The sequence below is a fragment of the Bifidobacterium subtile genome, assembly GCF_000741775.1.
Lineage (GTDB): Bacteria > Actinomycetota > Actinomycetes > Actinomycetales > Bifidobacteriaceae > Bifidobacterium > Bifidobacterium subtile.
This window is the reverse complement of sequence record NZ_JGZR01000003.1, coordinates 161,459-177,715: the sequence shown is the minus strand read 5'-3', so window position 1 is coordinate 177,715 and position 16,257 is coordinate 161,459. Positions and strand designations below refer to the sequence as shown.

Below are 16,257 nucleotides of genomic sequence, written 5' to 3'. Positions count from 1 at the left end.
AGAGTCTTTCTGCCGATTCCGGTTCTGCTGACTGTTCGATCAAGGCGGCTGCATCCAACGATGCAGCCGCCTTTTTGCATAGTGTGCAAAAGCAGCCGGAAGACGGCGAAGTCGCAGGTTGATATCCGTTCATAAGCAACCGCTATAGCAACGTCGCCATGCGCACGTGAAACAGTCGCTATGCTGGCAGCAAGTCCGAGGGGATCGGCTTGCACAACTTCAACGGAACAATGCACAAGCGCTGCGAAAGCCGATCATCCCGGTCTTGACATAACAGAGAGAATCTCGTATTCATCACCATCAGCATGCCGGTCTGGTCGTTTTGCATATTCGCGCAGACCTAAGCATCCTGAGGGAAGGGGAAGGCATATGTTAACCGAATATCGACATATCATGAAGGGCGTCGCGATCTTTGGTGCGCTGCTGATGCTGATGCCTGCGGCTGGCTGCAGCATCACTACCGGGCAGACCGGAGCCTCCGGAGCGTCCGACGACAAGTCGGCATCCGCGAAGACGGCCACATACAAATACGGCACCGTGGAGTTCCCGAAGTCCGGGTCGTTGTGCAGCTCGCCTATCGCCATCGCTGTCGAAAGGGGATATTTCCAGAAGGAGGGAATCAATCCCAAGCTCGTGACGGCCGATACCGAAACACGTAAGATCGGCTTGGATACCGGGCGATTTCCAGTGACCAACGGCGATTTCCAGTTCTTCCCGTCCATTGAGCAGGGCGTGAAAACCAGCGTCGTGGGCGCGCTGCACAAGGGCTGCATCAAAATCGCGGTGAAGAAGGGTTCCGCAATCAAGAACCCGCAGGATCTCAAAGGCAAGACCATCGGCGTTGACGAAATAGGCGGAACGCCGTACATGGCCTCCAACCTATGGCTGGGCGATGCCGGGCTCAATGTCGATCAGAAGAACGGCGACGTGAAGTATCTGCCCTTCGATGATGCAAATCTTGAGTTCCAGGCCTTGCAGAACGGTCAGATTGACGCGGCCGCTCTGTGGGATCCGCTGCCGACCATCCAGGAGCAGAAGGGCACCGTCGACATCATCTTCGACCTTGGCAAGAATCCGAAATTCGCGAAGCGCTTCTGCTGCTTCCTGTACGGGTCCAACAAGGTCATCGCCGACAATCCGCAGAAGATGAGCGCCATCCTGCGTGCGCTGAACAATGCGCGCGATTTCATAGCGCAGCATCCGCAGGAAGCCGCCAAGATCATCACCGAGAAGAAGTACTCGACGATAACCGATCAGAAGCTGGCCGTGCAGCTGTTCAAGGACTACGACTATGCCGTGCAGCCGAATGAGGATCAGCGTATCCAAAGCGATGTCAGCTACTTCTCTGAAGGACTGAAGAAGATCGGCTTCCTGAAGACCAACGACCCTGCGGCGTTCTCCACGAGGATATACAAGCATATCGATCAGTGAGCAGACCGTTTGCCGGGCGGCGAGACGAAGATACGCGCCTTGCCGCCCGGTGCGGTTGACCCAGTTCCAAAGGAAACCGCAAAGAGACCGGGAAACGCATTCTCGTTCATAATCATTCAGGGGCGCAGTCGGCAGACCGAATATGCTTTTCGTTCGTGCCCCCTTTCATAGGAAAAGAGTTTCATGGATAAGTTTTCCGACAGGAGCGCATCGACGCCAGCGGCGGCGTATCCTGATTTGGCGATCAGTCCTGAGGCGGGGGAGGGATCGAGGTCTAAGAGCAGGACGCCCGCTGATGCCTTGCCCCGTTTCAGCGTCGCGCCGCCATATCCGCTGATGGTGCTGTTCACCATCGCCGGTTTCATCATCGCCTTAGCAGTCAATGCCGCTTTCCCGCAGCGGGCGGCCGTCACCTTCGAAGAAGGCAGGCTGTGGATCGTCCTGCTGAATGGCGAAGAGGCGTATCGCATGCTGCTCATCGTGCTGGCCGCTGCATACGCCATCGCAGGCGTTCTCAATGGCAGAAAGCCTGAGACCGTGCGTCGTTTCCGCAGCCGGGCGCAATTCCGCTTCGCCATGGGCTTGGCGCTCGCCCTCTGGGATATCACCGGCACCAAGCTGCAAGTGCTGCCGCAGCCATTCTTCCCAGGCCCTTCCCAAGTGCTCGAAGCATTTCTGACTGAAGGCGGTTACATAGCCATCAACACGTTCTATTCGCTGCGGCTCTTCTGCACAGGGTTCATAGTCGGCGTCATCCTAGGAGTGGCGACGGGCGTGCTGATCGGATGGTTCGCCAGAGCCTATTACTGGGTCTTTCCGCTGCTGAAGATCACCGGCGTCATCCCCGCCGTGGCGTGGATGCCCTTCGCATTGACGCTGATGCCCACGCCGTTCATCGCAGCCGTGTTCCTGCTGGTGATCTGCTCGTGGTTCCCGGTCGCGTTTCTGACCGCGCAAGGCATCCAGAGCACGCCGAAAATGCTGATCGAGGCGTCGCGCACCCTCGGCGCACGCACGCCCTATATTCTCTTCCACGTCGCTGTGCCGCATGCGATGTCCAGCATCTTCACGGGCATCGGCATGGCCAACAGCCTCTCGTTCCTGACGTTGGTGATTTCCGAGATGATGGGGCAGCCCGGCGGGCTTGGATATTACGTCGATCAGGCAAAAGTCTGGTCGGCGTACAACAAGATCCTGGCGGCGATCGTGGTCATGGCCGTGCTGTTCTCGCTGATTATGAAACTGATCGAACTGGTGCGCGGCCGGGCGCTGCGCTGGCAGAAGGGGCTGGTGAAATGAGTGATGAACGCGACATACAGGCGCATGATCTCGTGCATGAGCAATCGCTGATTGGCATCAATCACGTCGGACGCGATTTCGTCGGTCCTGACGGCGTGGCCGTTACGGCGCTGTCCGACATCAATCTTGAGATTCGCCCCGGGGAACTGGTCTCGGTGATAGGCCCTTCGGGCTGCGGAAAGACGACGCTGCTGCGGCTGATTTCCGGTTTGGACGCGCCGCAGCGAGGCTCGGTCACCTTCAAGGGGCATCCCATCGAAGGTCCGAATCCCGAACGCGGATACGTCTTCCAGCAAGGCAGCCTGTTTCCTTGGCTGACCGTCGAGGAGAACGTGGCCTTTGGGCTCAAGGCGCAAGGCGTCTACAGCGGGCGCAAGGGAGAAGTCGCCGAGTACCTTGGCAAAGTCGGCCTGACGGGATTCGAGCAGTCCTACCCGCATCAGATCTCCGGCGGCATGGCGCAGCGCGTGGCCATCGCCCGCGCTTTGATCGACCGGCCGAAAGTGCTGCTGCTCGATGAGCCGATGGGTGCCTTGGATTCGTTCACCCGAGCCGATTTGCAGGATACGCTGCTGGATTTGTGGGAGCTGTACCATATGACGATGATTCTGGTCACGCATGATGTCGACGAGGCGATCTATCTCGGCAATCGCGTGGTGATCATGACGCCTCGGCCCGGGAGAATCAAGGAGATCGTGCCTATCGATCTTGCGCACCGCGATCGGGTGTCCGACGATTTCGCGGCATATCGCAAGCTGCTGCTGACCAAACTGCACTTCGAAACGCAAAAGACCGCCGAAAATCATTCGGGAGAAGAGCAATAGAAGAAATAGAAAAGACAAGCCGCGCGAAATAACAATGCGGTGGCTTGCCCCAAGGATTTGGCTACGGATTTTGGGGCAAGCCACCGCATCGTTGCTTGTTGACTAACGCTTGCTGACTATTCGATCAAGGCGGCTGCATCCAACGATGCAGCCGCCTTGATATGCGCAATTGCTCCGCTAGCGCGGATACACTGCTTCGAAGGCCTGGGAGAGATCCGCAATCAGGTCCTTAGGGCTTTCCAACCCAATCGAAAGGCGGATGGTCGAGGCGTTCACGCCCACGATCGCACGGGCTTCCTGGGTGAATTCGCGGTGGGTGGTGTTCGCCGGATCGACGATCAGCGAGCGCACGTCCCCGATATTCGCCAGATAACGGAACAGCCGCACATGGTTGATGAATGCGGCAGTCTGCTCGGCTCCTCCTTCGAGTTCGAAGGACAGGACCGAACCCACGCCGCGCGGGTAGTCTCGCGGCACCAGCCCGCGCTGCTCGCTGCCTGGAAGCCCGGCATAGTGGACGGCGGTCACATGCGGCTGCGCGTCGAGGAACTTGGCCACTTCGAGGGCCGAGGCGGTTTCCTTGGATACGCGCTCCTGCAGCGTCTCCAAACCAAGCAATTGCAGATACGCCTCGAATGGCCCGAGCACGGCGCCGGTCAGACGCAGATATTTCAAACGCAGCCGCCTGATGAATGCGAGCGGCCCGGCCGCTTCGACGAAGCTGCGAGGCGCACGCCCTGCGGCTTCGCCGAGCACCCATTCCGGTTCGCTGAACTGCGGGTAGCGTTGCGTGGACCAGTCGAAGCGGTCGCCGGATGTCACCAGGCCGCCTATCGCGTTGCCGTGACCGCCCAGCGCCTTTGTAGCCGAGTACACGACTATGTCGGCGCCGTGCTCGATGGGGTGGTACAGGTATGGCGTGGGGAGCGTGTTGTCGATGATGAGCGGAATGCCGTGGCGGTGTGACAGTTCGGCGAGGGCGTCGACGTCGGTGACATGCGTGGTCGGATTGGACACCGATTCCGCGAAGACTGCCTTCACGCTGTCGTCGTCGCGAATCAGCGACTCCACATGAGTCAGATCATTGATGTCCTCCACGAATGTCGTGGTCACGCCGAACTTGGGCAGCAGCGTGCGCAGCGAATCGAAGGTGCCGCCGTATACGTCGTACGGTGCGATGATGCGGCCGCCTCCTTCGGCGGCGTTCAGCAGCGCGTAGGTGATCGCCGCCATGCCGGAGGCCACCGCCACAGCCTCCGCCGCCCCGTCGAGCTGCGCGACGCGCTGCTCAAGCACTGTAAGCGTGGGGTTGGCCACCCGCGAATACAGGTACCCTGGTTCGTCGCCGTTGGCGACGTTATGGCCTCGCTGGGAGTTTTCCAGCCAGAACGCGGCATTGGGGTAGATGACGGGCGCCACCGAATCGGCGTTGGCTGCCGGGTCGAAGCCGGCGTGTACTTGCGAGGTGTCGAATTGCTCAATAGGCATGATCTTTCGGTCTTTCTGCGCCGTAGGCGTTTGCGCTACAGCCGCATGGATATGGGGTATGGATGATGCGAAGCCTTGCGGATATTCCCCGTTCCCGCCGCGTGCCACACAATCTAACATGCTTGCAAACCGGCCGTTCCGGCCCCGTAATCGCGAAAACTTATGATGGCATCAACCTAAAAATTATGATGACGCAATAGCCTATATCCATTGCTTATACTCGGGAGACACTTCGGTCTATAGCGTGCGGCACAAGGGCGTCCCACACGCCGGCAATGCCAAGGAACCGTACTTCGTTCAAACTTGCGCTTATGCCCCAAAACATTGGAAACGCAAGGTTTTCGACGATTGACGAGCGGGAATGCGGCCCATAGTATTCGTTGCATTCATGCATATTCTTCAGTCACGAATACATCAGGAAAGGCACTGACATGACCAGACTTCTCACTTCGGAATCCGTAACCGAGGGGCATCCCGACAAAGTGTGCGACATTATTTCCGATTCGATCCTCGACGCGTATCTTGCGGTGGACCCGGATTCCCGCGTCGCCGTCGAGACCTCCGCCAAAGACGGACTCGTAGTCGTAGAAGGCGAGGTGTCGGCTCCCAGGACGCTTGACCATGTCGAAATCGTGCGCAAGGCCATTGCGGACATCGGCTATACCGATGCGGCCAGCGGGCTTGACGCGCAAGGCGCCGGCGTGATCAACAACATCCGCCCACGCGAATTCGACAGCAACGATGGCGGAGCATACGGCAATTACGGCGACGACACCTCGATCAGCCGCGAAGACGCCTATAATACTTTCGGCGGCGATCAGGGGCTTATGGTCGGCTATGCCTCTGACGATACCGAAGCCCTGCTGCCGCTGCCGATCTATGCAGCCAGCAGACTCGCCGAACGTCTTGCCTACGTGCGCAAGAACGGCATCATCCCGCTGCTTAGACCGGATGGCAAGACCTTGGTTTCGGTCGAATATGCCAACGACAATGTCACTGATCCACAGGCGATTCGGCATATACTCATCTCCACGCAGCATTCTCCGGAACTGTCCTTGGATGAGGTGCGCGAACAGGTGCGTGAAAACGTGCTCAACCCAGTGCTTGAAACGCTGCCTGTCGATGCGTCCGACGCGCAGATCGTCATCAACCGGGCTCCATTCAACAACGGCGGGCCGAAGGCCGACGCCGGACTGACCGGACGCAAGATCATCGTCGACACCTACGGCGGCATCGCCGGCCACGGCGGCGGCGCATTCTCCGGCAAGGACCCGCGCAAGCCCGACCGCTCCGCCGCATACGCCGCGCGCTGGGCCGCCAAGAACATCGTGGCCGCAGGGCTCGCACGCCGCGCCCAGGTGCAGCTGGGCTACTTCAACCGCGTCGCCAAGCCGATCACCATCGACGTGGAGACCTTCGGCACCGAAACCGTCGACCGCGAGAAGATCCAGCGGGCAGTCGCGCACACCTTCGACTTCCGCCAGCTCGCCATCATCGACGAGCTCGACCTGCGTCGGCCGATCTACCGCAAGACCGCAGCATACGGCCACTTCGGCCGGAATGACGCCGATTTCACGTGGGAGCGCACCGATAAGGCGGAGGAGCTGGCGAGGAACGTGAAATGACCGATATCTTCAATCACGAGTACTTCGACGATTTCGAGCGCGAGCATCCCAACATCTTCGCCTCGAAGCTCGCGCTGCTGAAAATCGCCATCACGCTTGATGGCACGCGCGATATCGGCTACACGGTTTCCGTGGGTGCAGGAACGGGATCCTATGAAGCCGCATTACGTGAGGAAGGGCTGGAAGTGCAGCGGATCGTGGAGCCCTCCGCGAATCTTGCGGCCGAATCGAGACGCCGCGGGTTCAATGTGACGAAGGCGTTGATCCAGAATGTCGCCTTCGAAGACGAATCAATCGACACCGTGTTTTACAACGGCAGCGCATTCGGCTTCATCGACGAAACGACGCTCAAGACCGTGTTTCGTCAGCACTACCAGCAACTTAAACCCACTGGGGTGCTCGCGCTGCTGGACGTTCCGCCGGCCAGTGCGCTGGGACTTGCCGTGCAGGCGTCGTTTGCGCTCACGGGCGAGAATTACGTCACGGATGTGCTCAGCCAAAGCTGGTATGCGGCCGATACGCCGCGCAAGACCTACTGGCGTACCGCCGAGCAGTATCGCGCGCTGCTTGAGGAGGCTGGATTCAGCTCATTCGCTGCATGGCAGACGCTGCGCAAGCATCTCAGCTATCACAATGACGCCCCGGAGCAGGCTGTCGAAGGGTACCAGGAAGGCAGCTACGTCGCGCTGGTGGCTCGCAAGTAGCATCGAGCCGGCATCAGCCAACACGCCGATCGCTGATGCGCGTAGGCACCGGCATGCGAATACGCCGCATGACGTATGCCACGCGCCAAGCATCATGCGGAACAGCAACATAGAGCACAGCACTTATAGAGGAGGACTATCATGACAGCGCAATTCATCGACCGATACCAAGGCAACGGCCGCGTGCTGGACGACACCTGGCACGCGCGTGAGAACATCTACGAATCGCGGCTGCGTCTGCTGCATCGGGCGCTCACGACCGAGGATCCCGGGAAGATACTGTCCATCGGCATCGGGTCGGGCATCTTCGAAACGCTGTTGCGCGACCGGTATGGCATCGAGGTCGCCGAGGCCGTGGAACCGTCCGCGAGTCTGGGCGCCGAGGCGCGCGGGAAGGGCATCAATGTCGTGCAAAGCACAGCGCAGGATTACAACTACCCGGGAGCGCCCTACGACACCATCGTGTACAACGGATCAAGCTTCGGGTTCATCCCTGACGACGAGATCGAAGCGACGTTCACGCGCAACCGCGACGTCCTCGCCGAAGGGGGCCGTCTGGTTCTGACCGATGTGCCTAGGGAAAGCGCGCTGGGCACCGTGCTGCGGCTGGCGCAGAAGTACGACATCGCGCGGGAGGATGTGGACGATCTGCTCGTCGGCACTTCGTTCTTCAATCTCGACACCCACGCCTACAAGCCGAACTGGCACCAGATCGCGTGGTACGCGAAGCTGCTTGAAGGTATCGGATTCCACAATCTGCAGTACTTCCAGACCGTGCTGGGGAATCCACCCTATCAGAACGACCGCGTCGAAGACCCGATCGAGGGGCATGAGGCGGGCAATTACGTCGCAATCGTCGCGCAGCGGTGAAATGGCGAATTCGCTTTTGCGGCGATGACTCGTTGCGCCGATGGCATACGGGTCGGCTTCACAAGTGCGCACCCCTAGTGGTCGGCTGTGCATTCGTACGTATGCGCTATGTGTATGTAATGGTCTGATTCCTGCGTTTCAGGCTGGGAAACGCAGGAATCCGACCAGTAGCGCCTCGATGGCGTGCCCGACATTCTGGTATCTGGTAGAGGTTGCTGAGTGTCCGTTTTGTAGCGCTAACTACGCCCTATCGCTACAAAACGGACTATAGCCCAAGCTTAGAGACCGGATTGTAGCGTCAGAGCGAAGATGGCGCTACAATCCGGACGCTGGCAGTGCCGCGACTCCGGCCTGTCGGATGCCGATGTGCCAATGCGGCGCAAGGCATCACGCAAACCATCCTCAGGACGCGAGAAAATCGGCGATCCGCTCGGCCTGCGCGTAGCCGGCGCGGTACATGCGCTCCAAGCCTTCGTAAGTCTTGGTGAGAGTAGACAGGCCGTAGAGGCTTTCGGGCGCGAGAATGAGCACGTGGCCGTCCTGCTCGCATTCCTTGGCGAAGGCCACTTCGTCGTTGTAGGTCTGGAAGCGGTTGAGCAAGCGTTCGGCCGCGGCGGGGTAGCTGCGTTTGAGGATACGTGCGGGCGTGATGTCCTTGCGCTGCTCGCGCAGCACGTCCTTGAGCCGGGTGAGGATGAGCACTATGCGATCGTGACCGTCGTCGAGGGCTTTGCGCACCGGCACGGGGTCGGCGATGCCGCCGTCGAAGTACGGTATGCCATCGATGACATACGGCTTGCAAGCGACCGGAACGGCACTCGAAGCCTTGACGGGATTCATCTGGTCGAAGCCGATATCGGACTTGTCGAAGTATTTGGTGGAGCCGTCCAACGCATTGCAGGCGACCACAGTGAATTCGGTCGGATTGGCTTCGAATGCGGCGTAGTCGACAGGGAACTCGCCATCGTGATTCGACAGATCGCCGTACACGTAATCGAGGTGCACGAAATTGCGGTCCTTGATGAAGTTCGTGGCGCTCGCGTATTCCTTGCGGAAGGCGTACTCGGTGTAGAAGCGGTGGTTGCGGCCGTGCTGCCGGGCGATGAACGAGGTCATGTTCGCGGCCCCCGCCGACACCCCGTAGCAGTGGTCGAAATCGATGCCCAGCTCCTGGCAGCGATCCATGATTCCTGCGCCGAATATGGAACGGAATCCTCCGCCGACGTCAATCAGTGCGCTTGCAGTCATAATGCGCCTCTTTCCTACTAATGCGCCCGAGCTTACCCATCGTGTCAGGACATTGGGCAGAAATGAAGACGGACAGTCTCCTATGCGCTGGAATTCTGTCACGGGCCCGTATCGGAAAACGTACGCTGAGCTGCGGTTATCGCACGTCTTCCGATACGGGCTCCGCGATCATGTCATAAAACGTACGCTGACAGCTATATGCCCCTTATCGTTCGAGCAGGCTGCGTTCCAACGCGGCGACGCGCTCGCTGGGGTCCGAGTTACGCAGCTCAGCACCGCCCGCCGCGTCCTCAGGGGCAAGCTTGCCCAGCGATTCGAGCACGACCTGCAGGTGGTGAACCGTTCCGGCATTGCCGTCGATGATCGCCGTCGTTTCGGGCAGCAGTTCGCGGAAATAGCTGCGGAAGAACGGAAAGTGCGTGCAGCCGAGCACCACGGAATCGATGGCATCAAGGTCATACCGATCGAGATAGCCATGCAAGGTGCGCAGGACGCGGTCGCGGTCTGCGAGCTGACCATGTTCGAGGATTTCGACGAGGTCGGGGCAGGGCTGCGAAAAAATGGTGTGCTGATCCGAGAAACGGGTCATAAGACGCTTGAATTTCGGCTCGTGCAGCGTCAGGGGAGTGGCGGCGACGATGATGCGCTGTGCCGCTCCGTGCCCACGGTCGCAGGCCGGTTTGAGCGCCGGTTCCATGCCGATGATGGGAATGTCATATGCCTCGCGCAGCGCGTCCACGGCGGCGGAGGTCGCGGTGTTGCAGGCGATGACGACCGCCTTAACCCCTTGATGCACGAAGTGTTCGACGATGCCGAACGACAGCTCACGTACCTGCTCCGGGGTCTTCCGGCCATAGGGGGCGTTGGCCGAATCGCCGAAATACAGCACGCGCTCATTCGGCAGGTCGTGCCGCAGCTGCCGCACGACGGAGATGCCGCCAAGGCCCGAATCGAACACGCCGATCGCTGCACGCGAAACCATGAGCCGAACCTCCTGAAGACTTGCCGCCAACCTGCTTGGACATACGGGCAATACCATACTCGGTGCGGCGCTCACATTACGCACTACGCGCCAGACGATTTCCATAGTGCGCACGAATCGAACATGCGCTCATCGCGTGATTCGTGCCGAAACCGCGCCATTGCAGCGATTCGCCAATTGAGCGCCTGCCTCGCCATGTTCGCTTCGTGCGCACTACGCAGAACGCTCCGGGCGTAGTGCGCAGTGAGTAGGCTATGGCATATGACATTCCCCAGCAAAGTCACCAAGGGCCACGCCACCGGCAACGATTTCGTCATGTATTGGGACCCGGACGGCGTATATGAGCCGAGCGAGCAGGAAACGCGCTGGCTGTGCGACCGGCACTTCGGCATCGGCGGCGACGGCCTGCTGCGGCTCGCCCGCACTGAGGACATGCGCGGATTGGATAGCGCTCTGGTCGAAGCGTGCAAAGCCGCCGGAGCCGAATGGTTCATGGACTATCGCAACGCCGACGGCAGCATCGCCGAGATGTGCGGCAACGGCACCCGCGCGATCACGCTGTTCGCGCAGAAGCTCGGCCTCGCCGCCGCAGGAAGCCCATTCGCGCTCGCGACCCGAGCCGGAGTGAAAACGCTGACATCGTTGGGCGATGTGCCTGAGCTAGGGCAGGATGTGTTCCAAGTGGAGATGGGCGCTTTCTCGATCGGGGAGATCGGCGAGTATCGCGTGACGATTCCGGGAACGCCCGGTCAGGCCAATGGCACCTTTGTTGACATGGGAAATCCGCATGTCGTCGCGGTTCTTGGCGTCACGGCCAGCGCTGGCGAAGAGCTTGGCAGGCCGGAATTCGCCGTTTTGAACAACGAGCTGGCGGCTGTGAGCCTACCCGATGTGGAGAGGCTCGATCTGGTGACCAAGCCGGTGGTCGACCCGGCGATCGACAGCGACCAGAATGCGGAGTTCCTTGCGATTCGCGCGTTGGAGCCGGAACAGGATCAAGGCTCGGCATTCATGCGCGTCAACGAGCGCGGCGTAGGCGAGACCTTGTCGTGCGGCACCGGTCTATGCGCTTCGGGCGTGGTGCTGCAGGCGCTCACCGGCATCCATCAGTGGACGATAGCCGTGCGTGGCGGCCGGCTGCGCGTCACCGTGCATGATGACAGCACCGTCACCCTCACCGGGCCAGCCACCATCGTCGGCGAAGTCCGACTCGCCTAGCATTCCGGGCACCTTCGCACCCACGACGATTTATAACTGCAGTCGCATTTTCCTCGGATCGTGGTAAAAACAGTGCCCTACAAAGTGGGAATACGAGATTTTCCCCGGAATTTGCCATAACCAGTGCCCTGAAGAAGCCGGATATGTAATTTTCTATTTTGCCGCAACTTGCCCCAGACAGACCCAGAGAACAGACTGCGGGAAACCACGGGAGAGTTCGCGATCTCGGCAGGGCGCACCAGAATAGGACAATCCACTCAGCCGAAGAGCGCGGGACCGTCTTTGACGATGATGATGGCGATGAGGAACAGGATCCACACCGCATCGACCATAAGATCATAGTTGAGACGGTAGTAAGTCTTGAGACCTGCGCGGTCAGGCAAATGCTGCACGCTGACCGTGGCGTGGGAGAGCGCCATGAACTGGATGGTCGTGGAGAACATAAGCACGAGGCACCACGGGCATAGGGCTTGGATGACGAAAACGGACTGCGTGAACAGCCAGTACGCGTAGAGCAGCGCGGCCAGTCCGCCGAACCAGGTGGCGACGGCGAACCAGCGCGGCACGCGAATGCGAGCCAAGCCGATGACGGCAATGGTGATGAAGACGCTTTCCGCCGCGATGCCGAAGAAGGCGTTGGGATAGCTCAGCCCATTGAACTTGACGATTTCAGACTGCCACGATTCGGCGACCGTCGAGCAGGACAGCACGCTGTTGACATCGCAATCCAGCAGCTTCTTGGGGTTGCGCGCCAATTGGAGGGTTTCGGCCGATAGGATCAGCGAAACCAGCAGCGCGATGAGCGAAAACGCGAGCATCACTGCATAGTTCCATGTCGCGCTATGGCGACGCCCGGCCAGCGCCGGCGCGAATGGGGTGAGCGGCGAGCTTGAAGCAGGCGTGGGGACGGGATTCCTGCGCAACGCTGCGACGCCAGACTCTGCGTCATCGACGTCTGCGATGTTGCTCGATGCGGTGCCAGCGGCGTCAGGCATCGCGGCGGCTGCTGCGGACGCCACGACTGTTGCCGTTGCAGCGTCCGCGACGTCCGCTCCGCTATCGGATATGGCTGGGTTCTTGATGTCGTCCACTATCATCCTCTGTGCTTTCCCAATGATTGTTTCCCAATACTAGTTGTTCGTTGATTGGCTGCTGTGCGGCTGATTCTTCCGCGATGGCGGCTGCTCGCCGCATACACATCATGACAACCTCACGATTTCGGCGACATGATGACATATTATGCCGCTATCATGCTCTTGTTCGCTGTGCGACAGCTTACGATAGTTGCATGACGTATGACGATTTTGCTGGGCGGCCACGAACCGGCTGGGACATGCACTGCCACACGGTTTTTTCCGATGGCACAGAGACCCCCGAAGAACTGATTCGCCAAGCCAAGGCAATGCAGCTACTTGGCGTGGCCATCACCGATCACGACACGACCAGTGGCTGGGTGCCGGCGCGCCGCGCCGCGCAGTCTCTTGGTTTGCCTTTGCTGCGCGGCACTGAGATTACCGCCGAATTCGACCGCACCTCCGTTCACATGCTCGCCTACCAATACGATCCGAACAGCCCGCATATCGCCAGAATGTTCGCCAGAACCCGCGACGGCCGCGTTCGCCGCGCCAAGATCATGGTCGAGCGGCTGTCTGAGGATTTCCCAATCACTTGGGATGACGTGCTCGATCAGGTCAAGGAAGGTTCTCGCACCACGATCGGTCGGCCGCATATCGCCGATGCGCTGGTAGCCGCGGGCATCTACGCCACGCGTTCCGAGGCATTTCAAGGGGCGGTGAGCGGGGGCAGCGAATATTACGTGCCCACGCCTTCGCCGACGGCGCTGGAAGTGGTGGAGGCCATACGCGAAGCCGGCGGCGTGAGCGTCGTCGCGCATCCTGCCGATACCGGCCGCAACCGGGTGCTGCTCAGCGATGAGCAGATTCGTGCGCTGGTGGACGAAGGATTGGATGGGCTGGAAGTGTGGCACCGCGGCAATGCCCCGGAGCAGCGGCTCCGACTGCTCGCCCTCGCACAGCGCTACGGGCTGCTGACCACCGGAGGGTCGGACTGGCACGGCAAAGGCAAGCCGAATCTGCTAGGAGAGAATGTCACCGACCCTGAAACTGTGGCGCGAATCATCGAACGAGGCGCGATTTCCCCGATTCTGCCGCCTGCGCCAGAAGAAGCACTCTCGGCGAAGTAAATACTCTCTGCCGGTACTGTTGCGGTTTCAGCAGGGGTTATGGCCAAACCCGAGCGGCCCGCAGATAGCAGAACTGCTCGGCTGCTGCTATCTGCGGGCCGCTCAATAATTCGCTCGGGCAGGGGCCTCAGGCCTGCAAGGAAAATGGATATGGCCGAATCGGGTTCAGGGCTCAGACTCGCAGTGCGTCATAGGGCGCAGCGCATTGCGGCGCAGTCGGTCACAGTGCGCCGAAGCCGACGGCGTGACGCGTCTCCGAGCCGATCGTGGCGTAGCCGAGGGCGCGTCCGGGCACCAGAATGCGGCGGCCCTTGCTGTCGGTGATGTCGATCATGGTCTGGTTGGCCACTGCATCGGCGATGATCGAGCCGATTTTGTCAGCGCTTTCGTCGCTGCTGAAATTCACCGGCCGTGCCACGTTCTGGATGCCCAGTTCGATATCCATCATTACTCCTTGTTGCTATAACTCGGTCTTATGCTCAACGCGTTCGTTGCGTGCCGCGTGCATCGCATGCATGACTCACGCCGGGCGCATGTTCGTTGTGTCCCTAGCCATTGTGCCCGCACGCGGCGCTTTACGCTTTCGGCGTGGCGTCGTTCGTGTCGTCATCCGATGCCGTGTCGCTAGAAAGACCCGCATCGTTGGCGAGATCGGCATCGGCACTGTACGCGCCGCCTTCATCGATATCGCCATGCGACGCGCTATCGGACTCCTGCGGCGGGTACTCATTGCGGTCGGGGTAGATATGCACGCCGCTGCTTGTCGTATCGTCGGGGTCGAAACCGCCCAATCCCTCCTGCGCGTCGTGCAATGCGCGCTGCTCGCGTTCGAGCAGCGGGATGACGATGGTGGAAGTGTCGCTGGGACTGAATGAGCCACTGTCGAAGGCATTATCGGCATCGGCTCCGTCCTGCCCAAGGGCCGAGCCTCCGCTGCCCTCCAAGCCAGCGAATCCTTGCGGGCGCTGCAACAATGAAGGATCGATGGCCATCGTCGCCGATGAGGAGCGCCGCCCAGTCTGACCGGAATGCCCATCTGACTGCGCTGATTGTCTGGGCTGCGCCGACTGCTTGGACTGTACAGGGCGGTCCGCAGTGGAATCCGAATCAGCGGACGCGGCGGCGGGCTGGCTCGCTCGCGCCGAACCGGTTCTATCCGATTCGCCCGTGGCATCCAGCTGCCCGGTTCCGTCACCGTCTTGCGACTGGTCAGCGCGTTCCTGCTCCGCGGCTTCGAGGGCGACGCGGCGGCGCTCCGACTCGGAAAGCAGCGTGCCGACTGTGATGGTCGACGGCGCCTGATGCGGCGAAGCCTGTTCGGAACGCACGGCAGGAGCGGCATCGGCACGGCTTTGCGTCGCTACGGCGAGCTGGTGGGCCAGCCGCTCGACCTGCGCCTTGAACTGCATGATCTTGGCGTTGTCGGCGCGGTTGAGCGCCTGAATGAATTCGCCGACCTGCTCCATCTGCAGCCATAGATTCGCACGCAGCATAATCAGATCGTCTAGCCGCGAGCCCAGCATGCGTCCGTAAGCCGTCAGCACGGCGTTGCGATGCGGCTCGTCAAGTTTGGAGAACACCCACGCCAGATCGCGCGCCGGGTCATTGACCTGCATGTCCTGCCAATTGGTAACCGCAGTGATGGTGGAATCCGAGAAGAGGAAATCGCCGTCCGAGAAGCCGCCATGCACCGGGCAGGTGGCGAATGACCACAGGCCTTCGGTTTCGAGTATGCGCGACCAGCTTGCGGTTATGGAAGACGGAATATGGCCGGCCTGCCGCAGCCGACGTATCCAGGCCGTGAGCTGAGCGCGAATCTGCCCGGTGGAGAACACCGGGTATTTCCCCTCCTGCAGGAAATTCGGACGCAGACGGTGGATTGCGCCGATTGCGGTGCCTACGCTTGCGCTGTCGTCCAAGGTGAGCAGATCAAGCGGACGAGACTGCCCGTTGTGATGCGTGGCGACCAAAACCGCCGTGCTGCCGGTGATCCCCCGATCCGACGCGCCGTCTTCGAATGCGAGCACGTTGTCCATCGCGAACCCGAGGCCGCCTGGCTCCTTCGCCCTCGCCAGGGTGTTCGCGGCATGCACGCGCCGGGCCAGACGTTTTTTGCCTTCCTCAGTGTCGGAGGCGAAGACGTCGTACAAGGCACCAGAATTGTCCTGCACGACCGCCAGATCGATGCCCATCGCCTCATCCGTGGCGTTATTCTGCTCGCTGTTGCGCGCTCCGGCCACGGCGATGCTCGGCATAGCCGCCGATGCGAGTGCCGCCAACATGAGATTGCGTCGTTGATTCACACCTCCACACTAATACATAGGCGTCTAAAACCAACACGTTATGCCGTTTTCTGGCTTTTCCG

General features: G+C 60.4%; 14 protein-coding genes. 8 read left to right on the top strand and 6 right to left on the bottom strand.

The annotated features are described in order from the left end of the window. Positions 1–369: 369 nt before the first annotated feature. The 3 genes from BISU_RS02625 (at position 370) to BISU_RS02615 (ending at position 3,554) form a co-directional block, all read left to right on the top strand. Positions 370–1,431 carry an ABC transporter substrate-binding protein gene (locus BISU_RS02625; protein ID WP_024462764.1) on the top strand — a complete coding sequence of 354 codons (1,062 nt, stop codon included), beginning with the start codon at positions 370–372 and terminating at the stop codon, positions 1,429–1,431. 183 nt (positions 1,432–1,614) lie between these two features. Beyond that, positions 1,615–2,730 carry an ABC transporter permease gene (locus tag BISU_RS02620; protein WP_202805547.1) on the top strand — a complete coding sequence of 372 codons (1,116 nt, stop codon included), beginning with the start codon at positions 1,615–1,617 and terminating at the stop codon, positions 2,728–2,730. Continuing rightward, positions 2,727–3,554: an ABC transporter ATP-binding protein gene (locus tag BISU_RS02615; protein ID WP_024462766.1), complete on the top strand. Its 828-nt coding sequence runs from the start codon at positions 2,727–2,729 to the stop codon at positions 3,552–3,554. The genes BISU_RS02620 and BISU_RS02615 overlap by 4 nt, the downstream gene beginning before the upstream one ends. A gap of 177 nt (positions 3,555–3,731) precedes the next feature. Here BISU_RS02615 and BISU_RS02610 read toward each other — a convergent pair whose 3' ends face one another. Further along, positions 3,732–5,042 carry an O-acetylhomoserine aminocarboxypropyltransferase/cysteine synthase family protein gene (locus BISU_RS02610; RefSeq protein ID WP_024462767.1) on the bottom strand — a complete coding sequence of 437 codons (1,311 nt, stop codon included), beginning with the start codon at positions 5,040–5,042 and terminating at the stop codon, positions 3,732–3,734. 431 nt (positions 5,043–5,473) lie between these two features. On the opposite strand from BISU_RS02610, the gene metK reads away from it, so the two are divergent. The 3 genes from metK to BISU_RS02595 all read left to right on the top strand — a co-directional run bounded on the left by metK (position 5,474) and on the right by BISU_RS02595 (position 8,241). Then, positions 5,474–6,667, top strand: a complete 1,194-nt coding sequence (gene metK / locus BISU_RS02605; RefSeq protein WP_024462768.1) for a methionine adenosyltransferase — start codon at positions 5,474–5,476, stop codon at positions 6,665–6,667. Further along, complete coding sequence (locus tag BISU_RS02600) at positions 6,664–7,371, top strand: methyltransferase domain-containing protein (protein ID WP_024462769.1); 708 nt, start codon at positions 6,664–6,666, stop codon at positions 7,369–7,371. Before metK ends, BISU_RS02600 begins: the two co-directional genes overlap by 4 nt. A gap of 141 nt (positions 7,372–7,512) precedes the next feature. Beyond that, on the top strand, positions 7,513–8,241 hold the full coding sequence (locus BISU_RS02595; RefSeq protein WP_051921993.1) for a class I SAM-dependent methyltransferase: 729 nt from the start codon (positions 7,513–7,515) through the stop codon (positions 8,239–8,241). Between the two features lie 402 nt (positions 8,242–8,643). Here the strand turns inward: BISU_RS02595 and BISU_RS02590 are convergent, their stop codons facing one another. Continuing rightward, a complete protein-coding gene (locus tag BISU_RS02590; RefSeq protein WP_024462771.1) occupies positions 8,644–9,489 on the bottom strand; it encodes a patatin-like phospholipase family protein in 846 nt (281 codons plus the stop codon). Between the two features lie 205 nt (positions 9,490–9,694). After that, positions 9,695–10,471 carry a glutamate racemase gene (gene murI / locus BISU_RS02585; protein WP_024462772.1) on the bottom strand — a complete coding sequence of 259 codons (777 nt, stop codon included), beginning with the start codon at positions 10,469–10,471 and terminating at the stop codon, positions 9,695–9,697. Between the two features lie 261 nt (positions 10,472–10,732). Here murI and dapF point away from each other — a divergent pair, with 261 nt between their 5' ends. Further along, complete coding sequence (gene dapF, locus BISU_RS02580) at positions 10,733–11,689, top strand: diaminopimelate epimerase (RefSeq protein ID WP_024462773.1); 957 nt, start codon at positions 10,733–10,735, stop codon at positions 11,687–11,689. Between the two features lie 257 nt (positions 11,690–11,946). Here the strand turns inward: dapF and BISU_RS02575 are convergent, their stop codons facing one another. Beyond that, entirely contained in the window at positions 11,947–12,549 is a 603-nt protein-coding gene (locus BISU_RS02575; protein WP_033502513.1) for a vitamin K epoxide reductase family protein, read from the bottom strand. A gap of 428 nt (positions 12,550–12,977) precedes the next feature. Here BISU_RS02575 and BISU_RS02570 point away from each other — a divergent pair, with 428 nt between their 5' ends. Then, positions 12,978–13,892 (top strand): PHP domain-containing protein, encoded by a 915-nt coding sequence (locus BISU_RS02570; protein WP_024462775.1) that lies wholly within the window; start codon positions 12,978–12,980, stop codon positions 13,890–13,892. A 220-nt stretch (positions 13,893–14,112) separates the two neighbouring features. Here the strand turns inward: BISU_RS02570 and BISU_RS02565 are convergent, their stop codons facing one another. Both BISU_RS02565 and BISU_RS02560 read right to left on the bottom strand, forming a co-directional pair. Continuing rightward, positions 14,113–14,337, bottom strand: coding sequence for a DUF3107 domain-containing protein (locus tag BISU_RS02565; protein ID WP_024462776.1), 225 nt, complete (start codon positions 14,335–14,337; stop codon positions 14,113–14,115). A 130-nt stretch (positions 14,338–14,467) separates the two neighbouring features. Further along, positions 14,468–16,174, bottom strand: coding sequence for a phosphotransferase (locus tag BISU_RS02560; protein WP_024462777.1), 1,707 nt, complete (start codon positions 16,172–16,174; stop codon positions 14,468–14,470). Positions 16,175–16,257 lie beyond the last annotated feature (83 nt).